The organism is Pseudomonas sp. Root401, assembly GCF_001425105.1.
Classification (GTDB): domain Bacteria; phylum Pseudomonadota; class Gammaproteobacteria; order Pseudomonadales; family Pseudomonadaceae; genus Aquipseudomonas; species Aquipseudomonas brassicacearum.
In genome coordinates this window covers 77660-95367 of sequence record NZ_LMDO01000034.1, presented here as the reverse complement: position 1 = coordinate 95367, position 17708 = coordinate 77660, and the positions used below count along the sequence as shown (strand labels likewise).

General features: G+C 56.6%; 23 protein-coding genes. 19 read left to right on the top strand and 4 right to left on the bottom strand.

Annotated features, from left to right (window positions below):
* Positions 1–287: 287 nt before the first annotated feature.
* Positions 288–950 carry a hypothetical protein gene (locus tag ASC85_RS22085; RefSeq protein ID WP_057451332.1) on the top strand — a complete coding sequence of 221 codons (663 nt, stop codon included), beginning with the start codon at positions 288–290 and terminating at the stop codon, positions 948–950.
* Positions 951–1025: 75 nt separating this feature from the next.
* Entirely contained in the window at positions 1026–2234 is a 1209-nt protein-coding gene (locus ASC85_RS22080) for a hypothetical protein (RefSeq protein WP_116893011.1), read from the top strand.
* A gap of 6 nt (positions 2235–2240) precedes the next feature.
* On the opposite strand, the gene ASC85_RS22075 is transcribed toward ASC85_RS22080, so the two are convergent.
* The gene (locus ASC85_RS22075; RefSeq protein WP_082534436.1) at positions 2241–3518 is read right to left on the bottom strand and encodes a GGDEF domain-containing protein; all 1278 of its coding nucleotides are present in this window, start codon (positions 3516–3518) and stop codon (positions 2241–2243) included.
* Positions 3519–4816: 1298 nt separating this feature from the next.
* A complete protein-coding gene (locus tag ASC85_RS22070; RefSeq protein WP_057451329.1) occupies positions 4817–5842 on the bottom strand; it encodes a hypothetical protein in 1026 nt (341 codons plus the stop codon).
* 266 nt (positions 5843–6108) lie between these two features.
* Here ASC85_RS22070 and ASC85_RS32260 point away from each other — a divergent pair, with 266 nt between their 5' ends.
* The 4 genes from ASC85_RS32260 (at position 6109) to ASC85_RS22055 (ending at position 9116) form a co-directional block, all read left to right on the top strand.
* Complete coding sequence (locus ASC85_RS32260; protein ID WP_133125549.1) at positions 6109–6360, top strand: hypothetical protein; 252 nt, start codon at positions 6109–6111, stop codon at positions 6358–6360.
* A 502-nt stretch (positions 6361–6862) separates the two neighbouring features.
* Entirely contained in the window at positions 6863–7243 is a 381-nt protein-coding gene (locus ASC85_RS22065) for a hypothetical protein (RefSeq protein WP_057451328.1), read from the top strand.
* 199 nt (positions 7244–7442) lie between these two features.
* Entirely contained in the window at positions 7443–8234 is a 792-nt protein-coding gene (locus tag ASC85_RS22060) for a hypothetical protein (protein WP_057451327.1), read from the top strand.
* 93 nt (positions 8235–8327) lie between these two features.
* Positions 8328–9116 carry a hypothetical protein gene (locus ASC85_RS22055; RefSeq protein ID WP_057451326.1) on the top strand — a complete coding sequence of 263 codons (789 nt, stop codon included), beginning with the start codon at positions 8328–8330 and terminating at the stop codon, positions 9114–9116.
* A gap of 15 nt (positions 9117–9131) precedes the next feature.
* On the opposite strand, the gene ASC85_RS22050 is transcribed toward ASC85_RS22055, so the two are convergent.
* Entirely contained in the window at positions 9132–9422 is a 291-nt protein-coding gene (locus ASC85_RS22050) for a DUF7740 domain-containing protein (RefSeq protein ID WP_057451325.1), read from the bottom strand.
* 283 nt (positions 9423–9705) lie between these two features.
* Between ASC85_RS22050 and ASC85_RS22045 the strand changes: the two genes are divergently transcribed.
* From ASC85_RS22045 to ASC85_RS22000, 11 genes are all read left to right on the top strand, one after another.
* Positions 9706–10053 carry a hypothetical protein gene (locus tag ASC85_RS22045; RefSeq protein WP_057451528.1) on the top strand — a complete coding sequence of 116 codons (348 nt, stop codon included), beginning with the start codon at positions 9706–9708 and terminating at the stop codon, positions 10051–10053.
* Positions 10050–10469 carry a hypothetical protein gene (locus ASC85_RS32255; RefSeq protein WP_156395683.1) on the top strand — a complete coding sequence of 140 codons (420 nt, stop codon included), beginning with the start codon at positions 10050–10052 and terminating at the stop codon, positions 10467–10469. Before ASC85_RS22045 ends, ASC85_RS32255 begins: the two co-directional genes overlap by 4 nt.
* 562 nt (positions 10470–11031) lie before the next feature.
* Positions 11032–11217, top strand: coding sequence for a hypothetical protein (locus ASC85_RS22040; protein ID WP_057451324.1), 186 nt, complete (start codon positions 11032–11034; stop codon positions 11215–11217).
* Positions 11218–11231: 14 nt separating this feature from the next.
* Entirely contained in the window at positions 11232–11474 is a 243-nt protein-coding gene (locus ASC85_RS22035) for a hypothetical protein (protein WP_057451323.1), read from the top strand.
* A gap of 18 nt (positions 11475–11492) precedes the next feature.
* Complete coding sequence (locus ASC85_RS22030; protein WP_057451322.1) at positions 11493–11807, top strand: hypothetical protein; 315 nt, start codon at positions 11493–11495, stop codon at positions 11805–11807.
* Positions 11808–12061: 254 nt separating this feature from the next.
* Positions 12062–12400, top strand: a complete 339-nt coding sequence (locus tag ASC85_RS22025; RefSeq protein ID WP_156395682.1) for a hypothetical protein — start codon at positions 12062–12064, stop codon at positions 12398–12400.
* Between the two features lie 86 nt (positions 12401–12486).
* A complete protein-coding gene (locus tag ASC85_RS22020; RefSeq protein ID WP_057451320.1) occupies positions 12487–12954 on the top strand; it encodes an antitoxin Xre/MbcA/ParS toxin-binding domain-containing protein in 468 nt (155 codons plus the stop codon).
* Positions 12951–13442 (top strand): RES family NAD+ phosphorylase, encoded by a 492-nt coding sequence (locus ASC85_RS22015; protein WP_057451319.1) that lies wholly within the window; start codon positions 12951–12953, stop codon positions 13440–13442. Before ASC85_RS22020 ends, ASC85_RS22015 begins: the two co-directional genes overlap by 4 nt.
* 347 nt (positions 13443–13789) lie before the next feature.
* Complete coding sequence (locus ASC85_RS22010; RefSeq protein ID WP_057451318.1) at positions 13790–14506, top strand: hypothetical protein; 717 nt, start codon at positions 13790–13792, stop codon at positions 14504–14506.
* Positions 14507–14676: 170 nt separating this feature from the next.
* Positions 14677–14835, top strand: coding sequence for a hypothetical protein (locus ASC85_RS32250; protein ID WP_156395681.1), 159 nt, complete (start codon positions 14677–14679; stop codon positions 14833–14835).
* A gap of 130 nt (positions 14836–14965) precedes the next feature.
* The gene (locus ASC85_RS22000; RefSeq protein WP_057451316.1) at positions 14966–15304 is read left to right on the top strand and encodes a hypothetical protein; all 339 of its coding nucleotides are present in this window, start codon (positions 14966–14968) and stop codon (positions 15302–15304) included.
* Between the two features lie 273 nt (positions 15305–15577).
* Here ASC85_RS22000 and ASC85_RS32245 read toward each other — a convergent pair whose 3' ends face one another.
* Complete coding sequence (locus ASC85_RS32245; protein ID WP_236712388.1) at positions 15578–15976, bottom strand: hypothetical protein; 399 nt, start codon at positions 15974–15976, stop codon at positions 15578–15580.
* A 316-nt stretch (positions 15977–16292) separates the two neighbouring features.
* Between ASC85_RS32245 and ASC85_RS21990 the strand changes: the two genes are divergently transcribed.
* Complete coding sequence (locus tag ASC85_RS21990; protein WP_057451314.1) at positions 16293–16781, top strand: phage protein NinX family protein; 489 nt, start codon at positions 16293–16295, stop codon at positions 16779–16781.
* Positions 16774–17208 (top strand): hypothetical protein, encoded by a 435-nt coding sequence (locus ASC85_RS21985; protein ID WP_156395680.1) that lies wholly within the window; start codon positions 16774–16776, stop codon positions 17206–17208. The genes ASC85_RS21990 and ASC85_RS21985 overlap by 8 nt, the downstream gene beginning before the upstream one ends.
* The last annotated feature ends 500 nt before the right edge of the window (positions 17209–17708 follow it).

Genomic DNA, 17708 nt, shown 5'->3' with positions numbered 1-17708 from the left:
ACAGATCCTGAATCTGATCGTCATTGGGCTGCTCTGCCTGTACATCGGGAAGGTGTATGTCCGCGATCCAGACTATCGGCATGTAGAGGTCTGCTACATGCCATACAAAGTGGCTCACCTCTTTTGGGTGGACGCCTGGGGGGCAGTGGTAACCGATGACACCGCATCCCTTATGAAACACAGCCGCGACTTGTCCCGCTTCTTCCAAAGCTGCACGGACGAAGTGAGTACGTGGACGTTGCTGCGGACTCTCGGAAACTCTCAATAACACGTAAGGAAGTCGATCCATGGCTGAAGCAAGCACTCAATCCAATCAGTTCAACCCGAACCTGCCGACTCGGAATATCACCATCACTGGCGAGTCCAGCGCCCGCATGGTTCAAAACACCGTTCGTATTTCTCGGCTCGAACAGCGCTCGATTCAGATCGCGATGGCCACTCCAGCAGTCCGCGATGCAGGCCGTCGCGCTATGGATCGGCTGCAAGCCGCTCTGAGCGCTTTGGAATCGGAATTGACGCAGGTCGAGAAGGAAATCGAGGCGACTAACCGCAACAGCAGTCAACGCCGCGCCCCCCGCGCTGAACGCCCAACGCTGTCACGGAATTCTCAACCAAACGGTGATGCTGCCAGTAAAGCTACTGGTCAGCCTTCGGCGCGAAACGCGCAAGCGAAGACACGGCAACCTCAGAAGCCACAGAACAATGCCGGCAACGGCGGTAAAGGTGGTAAAGATGCACAACAGCCCCGTCAAGAGCAGACCCAGGCAGCGGTAAAACCGTCCACTGCTAGCAACAGCAAGCCACCTGTCAAAGAGGCGCCAGCGCCGCAGCCCGCCCCTACCCCGGCACCTGCTCAACACAAAACGCAAGCCCAAGCAGCCGAGCAGCAAATCCACTCGCCTGACACCAGCGCCACCCAAGCGGCCAATCCCGGCCTCCAATCCCTGTAACGAAGCGGTGAGACTATGAGATTGCACAATCTAAAGGATGCGGGAACGTTACTCCCACAGTGGGCAGTACCTTGCTTGCTCAACGTGGGATTTCTGGGCCTGTATGTGCTTGCCGTTTACAGCTATGGCTCCAAACCCAGCGACGAAGTAGCCAGCGCCTGCACCGCAGCGATTTTGCTTTCTCTGGTCATCGCCACCCTCTTGCTGGTGCGTGAGATCGTGGTCGCGCAGTCTGGGGATGTAGCACGAGCGGTAGGTAAGGGGGTAGTTTCAGCACTGAATCTCAGCTGGGCTATCACCTGCCTATCCTTCCTTTGCTACATCAGCTGGGCACCGGCAGCGGAGTATGTGGCAGGGAATGTTGGCTTAGTTGCCACAGGAGTCGGCGCCTTAGCTCTGGTCGTTGCGGGTTCCTACATCGCCTTCCCATCTAAAACGCCTGATGTTCCTGACGCCACCAACAGTCAGGCCCTCACGGCTGTCGCCGGCATAAAACAGTCGGTTGCGCAAATGCCTACTTTTCAAGTGACTGTTGCCGATCTTACTCGGCTACTGGCACACCAAGCCGGTCGTGCTATCGGCTATGCGGGATCGAACGTGTTGTTCGACGACACGTTTAGCCTTGAACTGGATGTAAACAATCGTGTTGCCAAGGTGTACAGCAACACCAACCTGGTTTGGACAGCCGACTTCATGTACTGGCGTCTGCATATGCTCATGATGGGGTCGGCTGCTGAGCAGGTGCTGACTGGTTCATCTAGCCAAGCAGCTCTGGATGATCTGACCTCTTTTGATGAACTGGCAGCGAAGTACCTGATGCTCGGGCATGACAGGACTTTCAATGCTACGCCGGCCAATATTCATGAAGCCCAAATTAAGGCGTCACGAATCACCATGCTGCGCCGTAGCGTGTACGACCGCTGTCATGCAGCATGTCTCGTCAACCAGAAGGTTCTCATTGAGTTGGTTAAGCTGATGCGCACCCGTAGCGTTCTAACCTACGGCGACATTCGGGGTCATTTGGATCGAGTTGAAATGCCGGACGGTTTCCCGGTTGCACGGTTTGATGATGACGAGATTTTGAGGAAAGCGCTTCTGACTCACGATGAACATGATGAGGTAACGCTGGAAGGTACTTTTGAACAGGCCCATGTGGATCAAGAGTCATCTGATCGCACTACGAATCAAAACGCACCTCAGCCATCCCATGCATCCGTGCGCTCACGCGAGAAAGGCGATGCGGCTAACGAGGAAGATGTTGGTTTTTCAACCATCACAGCCTGAAACTCACTAGGCTAACGAGGGGCGCACCGTAACTCGGTTGCGCCCTTCTTTTTTTGACTCGTAGAGAGCGTCGTCTGCGGCCTTGTATGAAAGGTGATAGTCAGCGCCGAGCGTCACAAGTCCTGCACTGAATGCACAGCAGAAAGGATTCCCACTTTCTGGGCGAAATTGTTGATCGCTGAACTGGACGCGCAGCCTGTTGAGCACGGCCAATGCATTTTCCATATCGCACGAAGGCATAAGAAGCGCAAATTCTTCCCCCCCCATACGCCCCACAAAGTCCGTGCTTCGAACTCCGTCCTCCAACAACTTGGCTAGCCGGCAGATCACCTGATCGCCGACTGGATGCCCGTGCAAGTCATTGACAGATTTAAAATGGTCAATGTCCAGAACCGCCAGTGCGCATTGTTCACCTCGCTCTGCCATACGTCGAAGATTGGTATCGAACTGCGCTCGGTTCAGCAGGTTTGTAAGCGGATCACGACGCATTCTGTTCTCAAGAGCGACTGATCGACGGATAGTGGACTTGAGTACCTTGATGAATGGCTCTTTGTGCAAGGGTTTGCGAATGAAGCCATCTGCGCCGGCAGCTAGAGCCAGTAATTGCTTCTCGCTGTTACCTTCGGCGGAGAGGAAGATGATAGGCATGGTTGCATCCCTGTCCTGCCTGATGATTCGCGCCATCTGGTCACCTTCACAATCAGGCATGTGCAAGTCACTAATGATAAGGTCAGGCTGGAAGTCCTCGATTGCATCGAGCACTTCCATAGCACTGCGAATATGCAAAACGTCAACCCCAACCTCAGCCATGTATTTGGTGGCCAAGTACGCGTCTGTCTTGCTGTCCTCGACCAGCAGCACGCGGTAACCAAGCATTGTCCTGTCACGCATCCAATCTCGGATCATGTCACGAACCCTCTTACTGTCCTCCTGTACGCTAGTAATCCTGACGTTCCCCAGGGCAGAAAGTCTGTGCCTCTCACTGAATGTAATGTGCCGATTAGTCATAACGATGATAAGCCTGTCTTCGCCCCCAGTTTCGAGCTGCCCACATAGGGTCGAGAACGATACCGGCCAGTCCAGAACTTGGTGCCCCATCAGCAGCACTGGTACTTCGGCGACACTCACCGCTCGCTGAAAGCTGGCACCTGCAAGATCAGCCTCAGCAACCTGCATTCCAAGCCCAGCTAAATACTCCGCTGTACTCGTTGCGGCGCAATCGTCGGCGCGGAGATACATCACGATTGGAGTGCAGTCTGTGACCCTGTTGTGACTATTAGGCATGGGGCAACCGTGGCAGTAGTAAAGACACTTCTATTGTCTGCCGCCTAAGAGAACATGTCCCGATTTCAGGCGTGATTCTGCTTGGTCACACCGTGTTGCCTACACCCTCGCAAAGTGTTGTTCAAGGATGGGGGATTCCGGCTTTGTTTTTTTCTGCAAAACCGTGAATCTCGCCCTCTAAAAAAGGCACGACACTCAGCCTCGGTCGCCAGAATCGGAGACGACAAACTCCACTTCCTGGCTCGCGGTGCGAGGCGTCGATTCCCAGATTTGGAAGCGCGAGCCGGGCTCCTACGCACGGATTTCAGAACCGGCTTCCCAAGCACAACTTTGACAATCTTCTCAGCTCCAGCGGTTCGGAACCGGCACCGACTCGGATGCCGTTTTCGAGGAATCTGCCTGATGATTGCAGGGATCGGTGCAGGAGGCGTTTCAGTGCCGCATGGGGCACCCCATCTTGCAGGCGCTGCACGAAAACAGAACATGGGAGACGAGGCTCGTCATGGTCTGGCTTCCCAATTTGGGGTGCGACGATTTTTTATGGGCAGCCTTTGAATCTATGGAGACGGTGATACCCGCCCGACATAATTACCGGTCTCGCTTAACGCACCACCTACGGCCTACACGCCGGCAGAATGAAAGTAAGTGCCTGACGGTTTTCGGAACCCTATATCTGCCCAGTGCGTCACGTACCGCGCCCTAGGGCGTCCCCCTACATCTGAGGTAAACCCTTATGCATCGCTCCCATGCGGTTTGCAGGCATACGCCACTACCGCGTCTAAATCCACTCGATATGCCCTACGCGTGCATGTCTAAATCTGGACAGATAGACCGTGTTGTTGATCGCGATGGGCGCACGCTGCCGGCCAGTTGGACTGGCTTATGCGTGACAGCTGCATCCACACAGGAATACTGGTTGATCGCGGTGCGTGATGGCGTTCGCCATGCATCACCGGTAGGTCGCTTTCGGACTGTCGCAGACGCCATGGCCAGCATTTCTGCCTAGGGCTCTGCCCTCCCCTTTTAACTCCTATCCTGCAATGCGATTTCCGAGTCTCAGGCCTGAGCAATTCGATCTGACCACGGCGAAGCACCAAGTCCCGGAATGGGAACTTGCAATGCGGGCTTATGCTGGTCGATACGGAGCTACAGCAGTGGTACTGCGACAGGGCATACGAGAGGTGCTTGCCCAGCTGGCTGCACTGCAACAAGGGAAGAAACCACAGGAGAGGTTATTTCAGCCTGCCTCCCAGATAAGTAGGAGTGGCCGCGCCTGTCGCGGCCGATTCACAGTGAGCTTAGACAGCGCTGGCGACAGGCTCGCTTTCGCTTACTGAACGGATGATCGACGACAGCCGAGCGTTGAACCCTTCCTGCATGACCTCGAAATCATTCATGCCCAGGCCGGGGAACGCTTCCATGAGCTTGTCCGCGAGCTTCCGATCACCCGTGTCGATTTCCATGAATCGAGCCATACCATAATCATCACCCAGAAAGCTCAGAGCCATCGCTGTCCCAGTGAAATTACAGCTACCGAACCACATGGCCTGACCGTTGCTCGCGCTCTCGTACTGCTCGGTAACAAGGGCCTTGAACATCCCAGTACCGTAGGCATGCATCAACTGCTCACCCAGGTCTGAGGTGATGAATCCCAAAGGGAATTCTGGGGTTCGAGAAAGCCCTTTGGCGAACTCCCATCCGACGAGCAAATGCAGATGACGCATAACGGAGCACTTTTCCGGTTCATCAGCTGCGAATCTGAGCATTGCATACTGGCCGACCATTGCTTGGGTGAGGTCGTCGCTCATCATTGCAGCGAGCCCAGGCTTCCCACGCATCAATGTGTAGTGTGCCGCGATGGCAAACTGGCGCACCATCACACCATAGGGGTCGAAGGACATTCGTGGCGCCGCGATGACGTGCTTACGGGTTCCGTTGCTATAGACGACCCCGTGGCTCGTTGCAGGCATGACAGTCTCATCAATCGTGTAGACCTTCACCTCATTCAGGATCACGTTGAACAGGCTCATTACATACGAGCGAGCTTCCTCAATCACTTGCCCTGTGATCCACGAGGTGGTGAGTTTGTAAGTGCTTAGGCTCTGCCCTAGCGACTGCCGGTTGTCATTGTTCAGCAGCAACGCGTTGATGTACCCAGGGATGATCTGGTGTGCCTTGAGCGATTCCATGCTCCCTGCATGCTCGGCAAGTACCTTACCGCGTTCGGTGGTGAACCCTTGAATATTCCCCTGATTCGCTTCCAGCCATTGGAAGCGGTCGAGTTCGTAGAGGCTCAGGTCGGAAAAGCAGGCCGATTCGTTCATAAAACCCTCACTAGCCGTCATCCCCGTGCTTGGGATTCGGTATCAATGCCATACGCAATAGGCACATGCGGTGCCCTCATATCCTGATAGTGGGTTTGCAAAGGGCACTGAATCGGAAGTCCTCATTGATAGCCGGCAAAAAATAGCCCGGCTCGATTCCATTTTTGGGGTGTGAGCAATTGAAGCCACGATGCAGCGTGCCTCGATGACACGACCTGCAAACACCTACCCTGATCGCATCAACTTCAACGCCCAAGGCCAAGACCATGACGCCAAATGAAATCACTGCTATCGCTGAGAGGCCTACAACTCGCTCGTTCTATTTTGGCAGCCAGGAGTTGGCTGACTGGAACAACGAGCATTGCTTCCGTGGCGTGTGCCACCAACCGTCCGGCTGGTATGTGGTCATCCACCACACTCCGGGCATGCAGACATTCCGGGTGCTCTCCATGTGGTCGTATGGCCAGCGATGCCCGCTTTCGCACGACGTGCCCTTGCAGACTGCGCTGGCAAGCTGAACGAGGGCTCCGGGCGCTGCGCCTGCCTCACGGCAGCAGCAGCCCAAGAGCGTTACTACCGCCTCTTACAGACCCTTCTGGTTTGGCCGCGCTTCGACGCTTTGAGCCAAAACATGAGGCTGTGCAATATGCAGCGCACTCATGACTCACAAAATCGCATCAGGCGCGCACTCATGCGTCAATTCTGAGCATCAAATCTGTTCCGGCGCATCAATGACAAGGCTATGCACCAACCCCGCTGAGCCAACCGCGATGGTCTGTTCACGGTGCCCCTGATGGCGACCCTCAATCCAAATCATGGCAGGCGAGCATAATTACGGCGGCGGGAGCAGCCTCGGGCAAAGAGCTGTATCGTGCCACCAGTCCCAGACTAGCCAGCAGTCATGCCCAGGTATCGCCATCACGGCAGCGCCAGGGCCGCGACACCCATCTTGGCCGCTGGCCTTGAGGCCAAGAACTTTAAGCCGCTGATGGCGGTATGTACTGACAGAAAGGAAGTGAAATGAAGAAGGCAACCCTACTGGCCGCAGCAGTGCTGGCCGTCTCTATGCTGACCGGCTGCGCTAACGGTCGTAGCCCTCTGGATTACGAGACCGGCACTTACGTTGCCCCTGAAAAGGTGCAGGCACTGAAAGACTCCAAGGCGACCCAGAGCCAGGTTGTGAGCGCCATTGGCTATCCCAGCTCGAAAAGCGAAGTCGCGGGTAAAGAAATCTGGCAGTACCAGTACAACCTGATTACCGCGATCCCCTTTGTTGGCAAAAACAAGGCTGAATCCGCTGTGTTCGAATGGAACAAGGCAGGCAAGCTGCTCGATGCCTACAAGACCAACGGTGGTGGCGGCAACTCCAGTAATCCGCTGCTGAACGCGGCTGGCATGTAATCCCATCGGGGGGCGTCATCTTCGCCCCCTAACCGGTGCTCCGCTACAGCGCCCACCCTATGACACCGCGTGGTCAAAAGAGCGCATCCCTCGGTTCCCAACGTTAGATGCGACCTAGGAGTAAGTGATGCGGGTTGAGTGGCAGTGATCAGCAGCTCGTTCATAGAATCAGGCTTCGCTCACACCTGGACGAAACCTTATGGCCAGCACGCAGCCTTTTGAGGCATTCAAGGACGAAGCACCAGCCTTTCAGTTCATGCTCAAGAGCCCTTGGCACGCAGTTGTTCTGGGGCGCATCGCAGCTGCTATGGAGAAGTACAAGCAAGCCCTCGACGCCGCCAAGAACGACGGGGACGCAGCTATGCAGAAGGAAATAGAGGTGACAACCCGTTTCCTAAAGTACGAAGCCTCCGACCGGGTGAACATCAAGTTCGAGTACCTTGTCGTAGAGTCCTTCGAAAGGTTGCGTGGAGAAAGCGCCGTGGACGGGCTGCTTGACTACCAACGCACGTTCATCAAAGCCCAGCAGATCGTCGAATGGGCGGCGGTGCCTTACAGTCAGCCACTGGAACAGGAATTTGCCCTTGCAGGTCTGTTACAGGCGACCAGCTGGGGCATTGAGAGTGGTAGAGCGAATATCAGTCAACAGACACGACTCAGGTCTGCCCGCCACCACCTGTTCGAACTAACCCGCCAAATGAACCGGGCGTATAGCCAGGGTGAGCGCCAGCAAGGTTGGCGGCTCAGGCAACGCTGCCATGACGCTCGCAAGCTAATTGGGCCGCTTGCCACTATGGAGTGCAAAAGCAAAGCCTTAACCTCAATCAGAGCACTGCATGGTGAGGCAGAAAGCGAGAGGGTGCTGAGGTGGGTGAAAGCCCATACCCGGCTTCCAGAGTACGAGGCAATGCGTAACTCCATTCAAGCATACCGCTGCGAACCCGGCTCTATAAGCCAAGAGCGTCCAGGGTTAACAGCCAAGGCAGGATGACTCGCAAACCAACCATGGACATTTCCGCCAGCAGCGCACCTGCGTCAAAAATAAGCTGGCTATTCGGCAAGCCCCAGTATTGTGGATCACCCAATGCGTCCAGAAGTGACTATCAGCGCCAGCCACCCACAACTCGGAACACTCTACTGGCGCCATAGCAAGCGAACTGACCGATACCATGAGGCAGACTTCATAGGCTTTACGACCAATCCTGGGTTTGCGCTGCGGCTGCCCGGTGACTGGGGCGCGGACTCAGCTTTGGCACGGCTCCACAGTGATCATCTAAGCGAAGTATTCAACCCCCAGCGCAAGGGCTCAGAATGTTGGCACGCTGGAGCCCAAGCTACCGAATCCCATGTTGGGTATCACGGGACACTCCTGTCACTTCAGGAGCGTAGCGGGCAAACCCCTGATGAGTTCCGTAATTGGATGCTTCACGCTGAATGGAAGAGCAGCCAAGCTTCCGAGCCCGCGCTCATCCTGAACGTAGTGATGAGCACCACTCACCCAACCCTTGGACGACTGTACTGGATGATGATCGGGATATTGGAGAATGGCGAAGCGGACTACTTCGGGCTGACGAAGAAACTGGGCGAGGCCCTGCGACTTCCCCGTGGCTGGCGTACCGACCAGTATCTAGATGATCTGCATGGGCGGCACATTGAGCAGATGCTTGATCCCGACAACTCAGGTAGCGACTACTTTCAGGATGGCCCCTATGAAGGGGATGCGTTTGTCTTCTGCGAATTTGATGGGCGGATGGGGAAGCTGCAAGAGCACAGTGGCCAGGACGTGCAAGCGTTTGTAGATTGGTTGCGAGCGGCTGTGTGGGTGGAGACCACAGCGCTTACACTTATCTCAGCCCCCAATAATCTGACTTGAGGATTTTCCGCTCAGTTAGCCGGCGTCAAGCATCGGCAGCGCAGGATGCGGCACCTTCATTGTGAGGATTCGGTCAGGCAGGCTGGCCACGAAGGCGTTCATGTGCTTCAAGGGTGATGGGGAGTTGATAATGTCGAGGATGACCTTCACGTATTGCGGTTTCATCTTCCCGAGCATCCGGTAACCAGTTTCCATTACTGCCTTATCCGTACCGTGGATGGATGCAGCCAAAGCCATGACCGTGATCACGGTAAGCAGACAGTACGGCTTTTGTGAGTTCGAATGGTGCATGACAGCATGGAGCATTTCGGATTGGGTTCCTGGAGGCGGGAGTGACGGCGCAAGCACATAGCGCCCATGGATGGTGATTTTAACGCCTCCCCCCCGCACTTTCCCCCGAAGTGGATGCAGATAGTCCAGCGCGGTGATCGGCGGCAGACCTCGCTGCCGGCATTCGGATTTAAGCGTGCCCGTTTCTCAATACCGATGTTGAAGGGCGAGAATCTGGCCTGCCGAGAAAGCACCCGAAGGTGACACAGGCCTGTTCGGGCCTATCATGGGCGACCAACAAATCTCAGAGGTAGTAGTGATGACCGATGACCGTGGTAACTGCATCGACTGCGGGACGGAGCTTTGCCTCCTGGACGACGATCCCAATGGGGATCGGAGCGCCACCTGCGCTCAGTGTCGCGCCCAGGACGAACATGATTTCGACGTGGAGCCGCATGCTGTGTTCAACCGGGCCGGTCAGCGGATCGACGACGCGCCATCAGACCGGAGCATGCCACAGCATCTGAGCAAGATACTTTCCGGCATCCCTCAGCAACCGCAACGCCAAGACTCCAACCGTAACCAGTTGGCTGACCTACACACCTTCGCCAACCGCTTGGGGCTGTACGACGCTGCCGATGCCATCAAAGGGATGACCCAGCGGTGATCGAGGTCTCTCAGAATGGCGCAGGTGAGGTTCAAGTGATGAATTCAATGCCGCTTTCACAGCGCAAACCCCAGTTCGGCCAACCTTGCAATGGCTGTGGTTACTGCTGCACCGTCGAGCCCTGCGATCTGGCAAGCGAATATTTGGACTGCCACACCGGGCCATGTGTCGCCCTGGAGTCCACAGATGGCAAGTCAGGATGTGGGTTGGTTCGTAATCCGCTTGGTTACCTCTACCGGAAGGCTCACCCGAGCAGCGATGGAGCGATCCTGCACGACCCAAGGCTGATCGAGCTTGGCAGCGAACTCTCGGCACAGATCGCCACAGCGCTCGGCGTGGGGCGTGGCTGTGATTCGGCTGATGATGCACACTCGGCATCTTGGCCAATCATCATCGCCACAACAGGGACAGCCTAAGCGCCAGCGCTTGCCGCCAATGACGCAGAACCGGGCACTATCCCGGAGCTGGCGCAGCAATTCCGAGCATTGTGCAGCGCACGCCTGAGCCCCGAAGGCCCCGCAGCCGAACGATGTATTCAAATTCCCATCGTAGGAGCCGAGCATGTGTTCTCGGCACCAGCCCTCAGCCATTGACACACCCCAGGCCACTGCAATTTGTGGCTCTACCCTGCTCAGCCGGAGTCATTTCTAATAACCGCTTCCGAGCGCCTGATCAGTGAGCACACTGCATGCCGGGAGCATGGGAGCGAACGGCGGCTTAGCAGTCGGCAAACACACTGGCATCGCCAATACCCCGTTCACGCGCTTCGCCGATCTGCCCTGCTTACAGCGGCAAAGAGGCAGCTTAGTGGGTCGCGAGTTGGATGTGTCTTGGAGTTGGCCTGTCGCTCCGCACCCACTCTCCCATTTTGGGGTTTGAGCATTTCAAGTCAGCGCCAGCAAGCGGGCGATGACACAGGGTTCCCCTTCGTAAACTTCCCCTCTCAAAGACGACTCCCCAGTGAGAGAAGGGTTGACCATGTACAGAGTTTTAATCGAGCGCGACGGGCAAACGTACTTTCAGAAGGACGTTGCCACTGAGGCCTATGCAGTTTACGAGGCTCGCGAGTTGGCCGACGTGGGCAATGGCGTCATGGTAGCGCCCGGCGCCGATCTTGCCCGTTACGAAACCCCTACCGGCGTAATTCGCGCCGTCACCCGCTGATTAGCGAGACAGTCATGAACAAGCGCCGCCAACCGTCTCCCCAAGAAGCGAAAGTCATCTATGCCGAGCGCAAGGCACGTGTCGATGCACTGGCCAGCAATGGAAGCATCACCGCTGCCGACCTAAAAACGCTGGATCGCATCGGGCGGTGCAAGGTCGCCAATGACCACTGGGGCATCTGTGACGAGCAAGCTCGCAACGCCCTCATCAACGACCCTCATCACTTTGTGCGCAGCTGCGCCGCCCTCGCCGGCTGAGCCTTCGGAGAAACCTCAATGAGCACCAGGATTCGAAATGGCTACATCGTCCAAATGGCTAAGCAGCTTGAGGCCGGCATCATCAACAGCGGCAACCCGTTTGTTGAAGACTACCTCGACAGCATGGATTGCAGCGTTGCGGCTGAAATCGCCAACCTGCGCCAGTTGCAGGCGGTGGTAGCAAAGGCCCCTGACGTTGAGCCTCACATGTCGTTCGACGTGCTCAAGAAGTGGCTGTATGGCTGGAAGGCAGCTGATAAGTGTCTTGCCTGCATGGGGCTAAAGAACTCAGCTGCGTGGGCCGACGGTTATTACAAAGCCGGGCGGGCTTGATTCTTGGACGAGCGCCAGCTTTCACGCTGGCGCTTCGAGTAATGAGTCACCCACCCAGCCGCGCCTCCCCAGCAAAGACACGTTCTCGCCCCACGCCCATTCTCGATCCCTGCAATGGGAATCGGGCATATTCACGTCGAAACGATGACACAGCGCATTCCCCCTCATGATCACCACATCGAAACCAACGTGGAGAATGAGCGATGCCAACCCCCGAGCCGAAGTTTGTGCAACACCTAGGACGGAGCTACCTTGTGGTTGCTCAGTTCCCAAACACCGAGTCCGGGATTAAGGAATCAAACCAGTACATGACGCGGCACCCGAAAGCTGGGGTGCTGCTGGTTGAGGGGGATCAGGTATTGCTGTCGCATAGCGACGACAAGGGTACTGGCACCGGGCCTTCCAACATGACGGCCAAGGCTAAGCGAGCAGTATTGAACTACGGCGCAGGCGTCTGCCTGGACGCCTACCGCCAAACCTTTTGTGGTGACGGCGCTCGTACCATCGCTCTGAGCTTCGACCTCACAACCCGGCAAGCTGATGCCGCCATCGATGCCGGGCGTGAGTTGGCTGGAGGCACTGCATTCGCATGATTCAGCAACCGTTCAACGCTTCGTCGTGCGAAACGCGACAATTGGCGCTACACTGGCGTCATATGTCGCACATGGAGGATAACCCCATGCTTACCGCAGAAGCCCGTACCAACAAAGCCCCAGCCGCCCGCAGGCCTACCGAGTACCTGCTGCGCATCGACATGGGCCAACTCAGCCCGGTGATGCTCTACCAGCTCACCAACAAAGGCTTTGCCCTGAAAGACGTACAGGACATGCTTTCGCTCTCTGAGTTGTTTGCTACCAACAAAATCATGAGCCGCATCGTTGGAAAGTCGATCAGGACGCTCCAGCGCCAAGGCGCCAAGCAGCCGGCCCAACTCAATTCCCAACAGAGCGCCGTAGCATTCCAGTATGCCAAGGTGCTTGAGCATGCCATCAACGTGTTTGGCTCTCAAAAGCTGGCAGAGGAATGGCTGGGTCGCCCCTGCAAGTATTTGGATGGCACCGTACCCCTAGACGTGATCGACAACCCTGTCGGGTTTCAGGCCGTCGAGGATTACCTTGAGCGCATCCGATATGGCGTATACCAATGAACCCTTTGCCATGGTCAGGTTCTTGGCACGCTTGGCGCCTCGACCGCGAGGAATTCAAAGACACATGGGATAGCGGCATCGGTGCGCACAAGATAGGTGGCCGGTGGAACCCTGCTGGGCGTAACGTCGTTTACGCATCTGCTGACCCATCGACCGCCATCCTCGAAGTAGCAGTGCATTCTGGCTTTGATGCCCTGGACACCGTGCCGCACGTCCTGACCTGTTTCGAAGTTCTCGATCCGTCGTTGATTCACGTTGTGCAGCCAGAGGACGTACCGAACCCGGTGTGGCTGTCGAGCGCCAGCGCGTCACCGAACCAACAGAAGTTTGCTGACGCCTTGCTGGCGCAGCATCCCTTTGTGCTGATCCCTTCCGCAGTCACCCGCCATTCATGGAACTTGCTGGTCAGCTGTGACCTTGCAGAAGGCCACTACCGGCTAATCGCGCAAGAGCGCTTCGGTCTGGACACCCGTCTAGTTAAACCCTGACCCGCAACGCCGCAGCGGCGGATGTGGGTTTCAGGGATCAATGACAATCTCCTAGGGGCGGCAGGCGGTTCCACGCAGCTGCCCCCACTCCGCGTCGGGGTTATTCCAACACAACGGATCTAGACCTCGCTGTTCCGTGTCAGCTCACCCCTGAGCAGCCTGAGAGCACGCTACGCCCCTCCCCGTCTGGTCAATGCATCACTACCACCGCGCCTGCGACCCGAACCTGTGAACTGGGGATTTTTTGGGATGAGCGCCTGTGTACCGATGACACAACAATCGGGCGTGGATAGTGGGCGTATCGAATGCGCTGGGCACCGCCCGGCGAGCCCTACCGGAGCCTCATCATGCAATGCACTATCAATTACAGCTACGTCGCCCAGGTCATCCCCCCACGCTGCCGTAAGCCTCGCGCACAGCGTTTCGATGACGGCGTTGCAGTCATGTCGATCCGTGAGGTGACCAGCGAGCAGGCACCGGTAGCGATTCTCGGCGCTGAAATGGACTTTGCGTCCGGCAACTACATGGAGGCAGTCTCCTACCGCTGGTTCGATGGGCGCCTATGGGCCGACGTGCCAGTACATGGCTGCTCACGCCGCCGCGCAGTGCGCTACCCGGTAATGCCAACTGAGCTGAACCTGATCACCGACAGCGCCATGCTCTCGAACACCCATTTTGGGATCTACGTCGGCGCACACGAGGGCAAAGATGGTATCGCAGCTCACCTACAGGCATGTTCTACCGACTGGCTCATCATCGACGGTCAGCTGCACCGCACTGCCGGCGAGCCAATGTATGTCGCTATGACATTCGGGCTGAGCCACAACCACGGCGGCAGCTCGCTGTTGGCCGATGACCACCTGAACCCGAACATCAAACCCGAGGCGTACTTTTCGCTACTGGAAAAAGAACAGGCCGACGCTTACACGTTGGCTATCGCACACAATCGTGGCGACACCGTGAAGGTAAGCACCGATCCTGGATTCCAATTCGAGGTTTTGATTGCTGAGGCAATCCGCTGGAAAAATCCTGCTGCGTGCGCTGAGTCGAGCGAGGCAGCGTGATGGTGACAAGCAAGATCACGACAACGACTGTCACTGCCATCAGCGCCGATGCGATCCGGGAATGGATTGCTCTACATCTTGCCCCCCTATGTCCAGACGGAGCGCATATCTCCGCCATAAACCGACCTTGGCACTGCAAGGGAGAGTCGGCCTACTTTGCGGCGGTCGAGGTGGATTCACCTATCACGGTCGCCCAGCTGCGCCGCCTGGAGGTCACAGAGCACACCCGAGCGCACTACCTGCACTTCTACATCGATGACGTTCTGGCGGCAGCGGTAGGTTGCGGCTCGCTGGATGGCACAGAGTTTCACGTCCATTACCGTTGGTGAGCCGTCAAGGTCACCAACTTAAGCGGGCTTGACGCAATGGGGGCCGGTTCTACAGGTACACTTGTCGAACCGGCCTCAGCACAGGCCACTGTCTAAATACACATACCCAAAATGGGAACCGAGACTGAGCATGGCTTACTCCCTCACCCCTGAGCAGATCGCGTCCATCACGAAGCCGGAAGTGGCTTTCTCCACTGAAAGACTGTTGCCGGCATGGGCTGACATTCCTGATGAATTCAAGAACGGGAACATTTACACCGAACTGGCTTCCGCCATTTTCTACGGCACCAAACTGCCGCCCGGCACCATTGAGTTCAATGAAGGCTTCACGCCCGAGGCGCTGAACAATTGCGTCCGTGCTCACCTCCAGTCCTTTGGGCCGAAGCACGAACACAAAATAGCTGGCGTGGGCTTCATGATAGCCAGTGCCTGCACCCTGGTGCCTAGCGACTCAGAGGCAAGCCAGTAGTGAGCGCCTACACCGTTTTCCCGAATGCCCAGCGTCGTGCCTGAGCGTCACAGAGCACACTACCTGCACTTCTACGTCGATGACGTTCTGGCCGCAGCGGTAGGCTGCGGCTCGCTGGATGGCACCGAGTTTCACGTCCATTACCGTTATTGAAGAGAGCGGCACTTCCCAGCGCAGCCCTGGGGTAGCAGCAGCTTCTAAAACCCCAGAATAGGGAGCTGAGAATGCTGCTAGGAATTTGTGCCTCGCAGCTGGTTATCATCTGGGAATTGATCAGTTGTCCTGAGCCTTTTGAATTCCAGCACACGCAATAATCATGGGGTTAAAAATCGCTATATCTTCCGGCTTGGCTCTGCTTTTGTCGGCCTCTGCGTAGCCTTGCTCAAAGCCACTGCACGAGGCCTTAGCGAATTCTCTGACTCGCGCACGCCACTGCTCATCAGTCAGATCAGGCCCACCCTTAGAGTCAGCAAGTTTCATGCTGCTGAAAAAGGCTCTCGACATGAGGGCTATCTCTGACCTCAGTCTTTCCTGATCAAGCCGGTCTTGTTCGGTTTTCAGTGCAACGATGGCTAAGTGGTTGCTCCAGGTGACCGCCAGTGAAACTGTAGCCACACAAATTGATATCGCTATCGATGCTGCGAAAAGTCCTCTTTTCTGTCCTGAGTTCACGACTGCGCCTTTGCATTTGGTTTGAGTGTGCCGTAGCAGCATTTGCAATGCCCACGGCGTCATGGCTGGAATTCTGACCTTAGTCGGACTCTCACAAGCAAGTATAACGAAGCAAGGTTGCAGGTAACCCTGTCTTGCGGGGGCATAACAATGCCGCGTGTACGGCAATCCCAACCATGGCTGGGCATGCCTACTTCTTCCTCGCCCTGACAACCTAGTTTGGGTTTTCAGCATTCCCGTGTGACGGCACTACAGCTCGGTGACACACGCTCCATGGCCTGACAATAGGCACATCACTGGAGCAAGGAACACACCGATGGCAATGGTTGAAGTACAAGTAGGCAGCCTGATCGATGCTGCGCTGGACTGGGTGATGGCCACCATCGAAGAGCTGCCCATCCGTCACGATCCAATGGCGTTCGGTCGCACTGCGAACGGCGGCTACTGGGTATGGCATGACGAACTGCATGGCGTGAAGTGCAAGATTGGCCCTGGCTATACTGGCCCGCGAGCTACGCTCACCTACAGCCCTTCCACCAACTGGAGCCAACTCGGCCCGCTGATCCTGAAATATCCCATTGTCTTGGGAAATCATGAATCTGGTCTAGGCGACGGCAATTTCTGGGGGAGCGCGCATTGCGGACGAAGCGATACGACCTACCAGACAAGTCACGGCGTTATGGTTGCCGCTTGCCGCGCAATCATTGCGTTCGTTCGCGGGCCAATGGTGAGCGTGCCAGCTGAGTTGATCTGCTCAAGCCGCTCCGCCGAAGTTGCCATTGCTGGGGGCAACGCAGATGAGTGATTGCCCAACATTGCAGGTCGGTGAGGTGGAGCTGCGCAAAACTGCCGATGGCTGGCAGTACCTGAGTGAGGGCGTTCAAGGTGAGCCAGACTGCTGGTGTGATGCTACCAGCATGCTGGGGCCATTCAGTCACTCCGGTGTAGGCTCACTGCTCGATGAGCTTTTAGTGGCCCGCGAGACAGCGGCAACAAAGACGAAGCGCGTCTGCCAGACTTGCCGCTGGTGGGATTCAGGCGGTAATTGCGACTTCATTGACACGATCCAGGGTGAGGCGGTGGCCAGCACCACCGGTTGCCAGATCATTGCGCACGTTCATGATGACTACGGCCTGCAAACCGCGCTAAAGACCGGGCCGAACTACAGTTGCCCCAGCTTCACGCCGCTGACACCCAGCGCAGCGCCAGCGCCAGCGCCTTCCAACGTCTAAGACTTCCTCCGATTGCGAGCACCCTCCGCAATCGGAGCTGCGCTTGCAGGTCTCGGTTCCCATGACTGGGCTTGGGCGCGACTTGACTGCATTCCCGTAACAAGCGCTGGGAAGATGGCCGTCGCTGAAAAGGTGCCGCTCGGAAGAGGCCGCTGTTCCCGGTTGGCTGCTTCACAGTAGGCAGCCGCACAATCCATGCAGACGCTCACCATTGCCTTCCTCACCCACTCGCCCCGTTCACGCACACGGCATAAATGTTCAGGGTTGGGATGTTCCTCAAACCCTAGATCGATAGCTTGTACCCATGCCGCGGTCATTCCCGTTTCCCATGTCAGGGAGTCAGGTCGCCCAGAACCCTTTTCGGGTCGGAGCCTACTCTCGGACTTAGGGTGTTGCTCACTTCCATGTATGGGGTTTGAGCAGTTGTTTGGGATTTGCACCCTTGGCGGTGACACAGCCTTTTCACCCTGATGATGGCTACATCGAAATCAAGCCACGGA

Excerpts from the sequence above, each read along its gene's own strand:
- ASC85_RS22085 (WP_057451332.1), top strand. The coding sequence starts at position 288 with ATGGCTGAAGCAAGCACTCAATCCAATCAGTTCAACCCGAACCTGCCG.
- ASC85_RS22075 (WP_082534436.1), bottom strand. The coding sequence starts at position 3,518 with ATGCCTAATAGTCACAACAGGGTCACAGACTGCACTCCAATCGTGATG.
- ASC85_RS22070 (WP_057451329.1), bottom strand. The coding sequence starts at position 5,842 with ATGAACGAATCGGCCTGCTTTTCCGACCTGAGCCTCTACGAACTCGAC.
- ASC85_RS32260 (WP_133125549.1), top strand. The coding sequence starts at position 6,109 with ATGACGCCAAATGAAATCACTGCTATCGCTGAGAGGCCTACAACTCGC.
- ASC85_RS22065 (WP_057451328.1), top strand. The coding sequence starts at position 6,863 with ATGAAGAAGGCAACCCTACTGGCCGCAGCAGTGCTGGCCGTCTCTATG.
- ASC85_RS22060 (WP_057451327.1), top strand. The coding sequence starts at position 7,443 with ATGGCCAGCACGCAGCCTTTTGAGGCATTCAAGGACGAAGCACCAGCC.
- ASC85_RS22055 (WP_057451326.1), top strand. The coding sequence starts at position 8,328 with ATGCGTCCAGAAGTGACTATCAGCGCCAGCCACCCACAACTCGGAACA.
- ASC85_RS22050 (WP_057451325.1), bottom strand. The coding sequence starts at position 9,422 with ATGCTCCATGCTGTCATGCACCATTCGAACTCACAAAAGCCGTACTGT.
- ASC85_RS22045 (WP_057451528.1), top strand. The coding sequence starts at position 9,706 with ATGACCGATGACCGTGGTAACTGCATCGACTGCGGGACGGAGCTTTGC.
- ASC85_RS22040 (WP_057451324.1), top strand. The coding sequence starts at position 11,032 with ATGTACAGAGTTTTAATCGAGCGCGACGGGCAAACGTACTTTCAGAAG.
- ASC85_RS22035 (WP_057451323.1), top strand. The coding sequence starts at position 11,232 with ATGAACAAGCGCCGCCAACCGTCTCCCCAAGAAGCGAAAGTCATCTAT.
- ASC85_RS22030 (WP_057451322.1), top strand. The coding sequence starts at position 11,493 with ATGAGCACCAGGATTCGAAATGGCTACATCGTCCAAATGGCTAAGCAG.
- ASC85_RS22020 (WP_057451320.1), top strand. The coding sequence starts at position 12,487 with ATGCTTACCGCAGAAGCCCGTACCAACAAAGCCCCAGCCGCCCGCAGG.
- ASC85_RS22015 (WP_057451319.1), top strand. The coding sequence starts at position 12,951 with ATGAACCCTTTGCCATGGTCAGGTTCTTGGCACGCTTGGCGCCTCGAC.
- ASC85_RS22010 (WP_057451318.1), top strand. The coding sequence starts at position 13,790 with ATGCAATGCACTATCAATTACAGCTACGTCGCCCAGGTCATCCCCCCA.
- ASC85_RS22000 (WP_057451316.1), top strand. The coding sequence starts at position 14,966 with ATGGCTTACTCCCTCACCCCTGAGCAGATCGCGTCCATCACGAAGCCG.
- ASC85_RS21990 (WP_057451314.1), top strand. The coding sequence starts at position 16,293 with ATGGCAATGGTTGAAGTACAAGTAGGCAGCCTGATCGATGCTGCGCTG.
- ASC85_RS21985 (WP_156395680.1), top strand. The coding sequence starts at position 16,774 with ATGAGTGATTGCCCAACATTGCAGGTCGGTGAGGTGGAGCTGCGCAAA.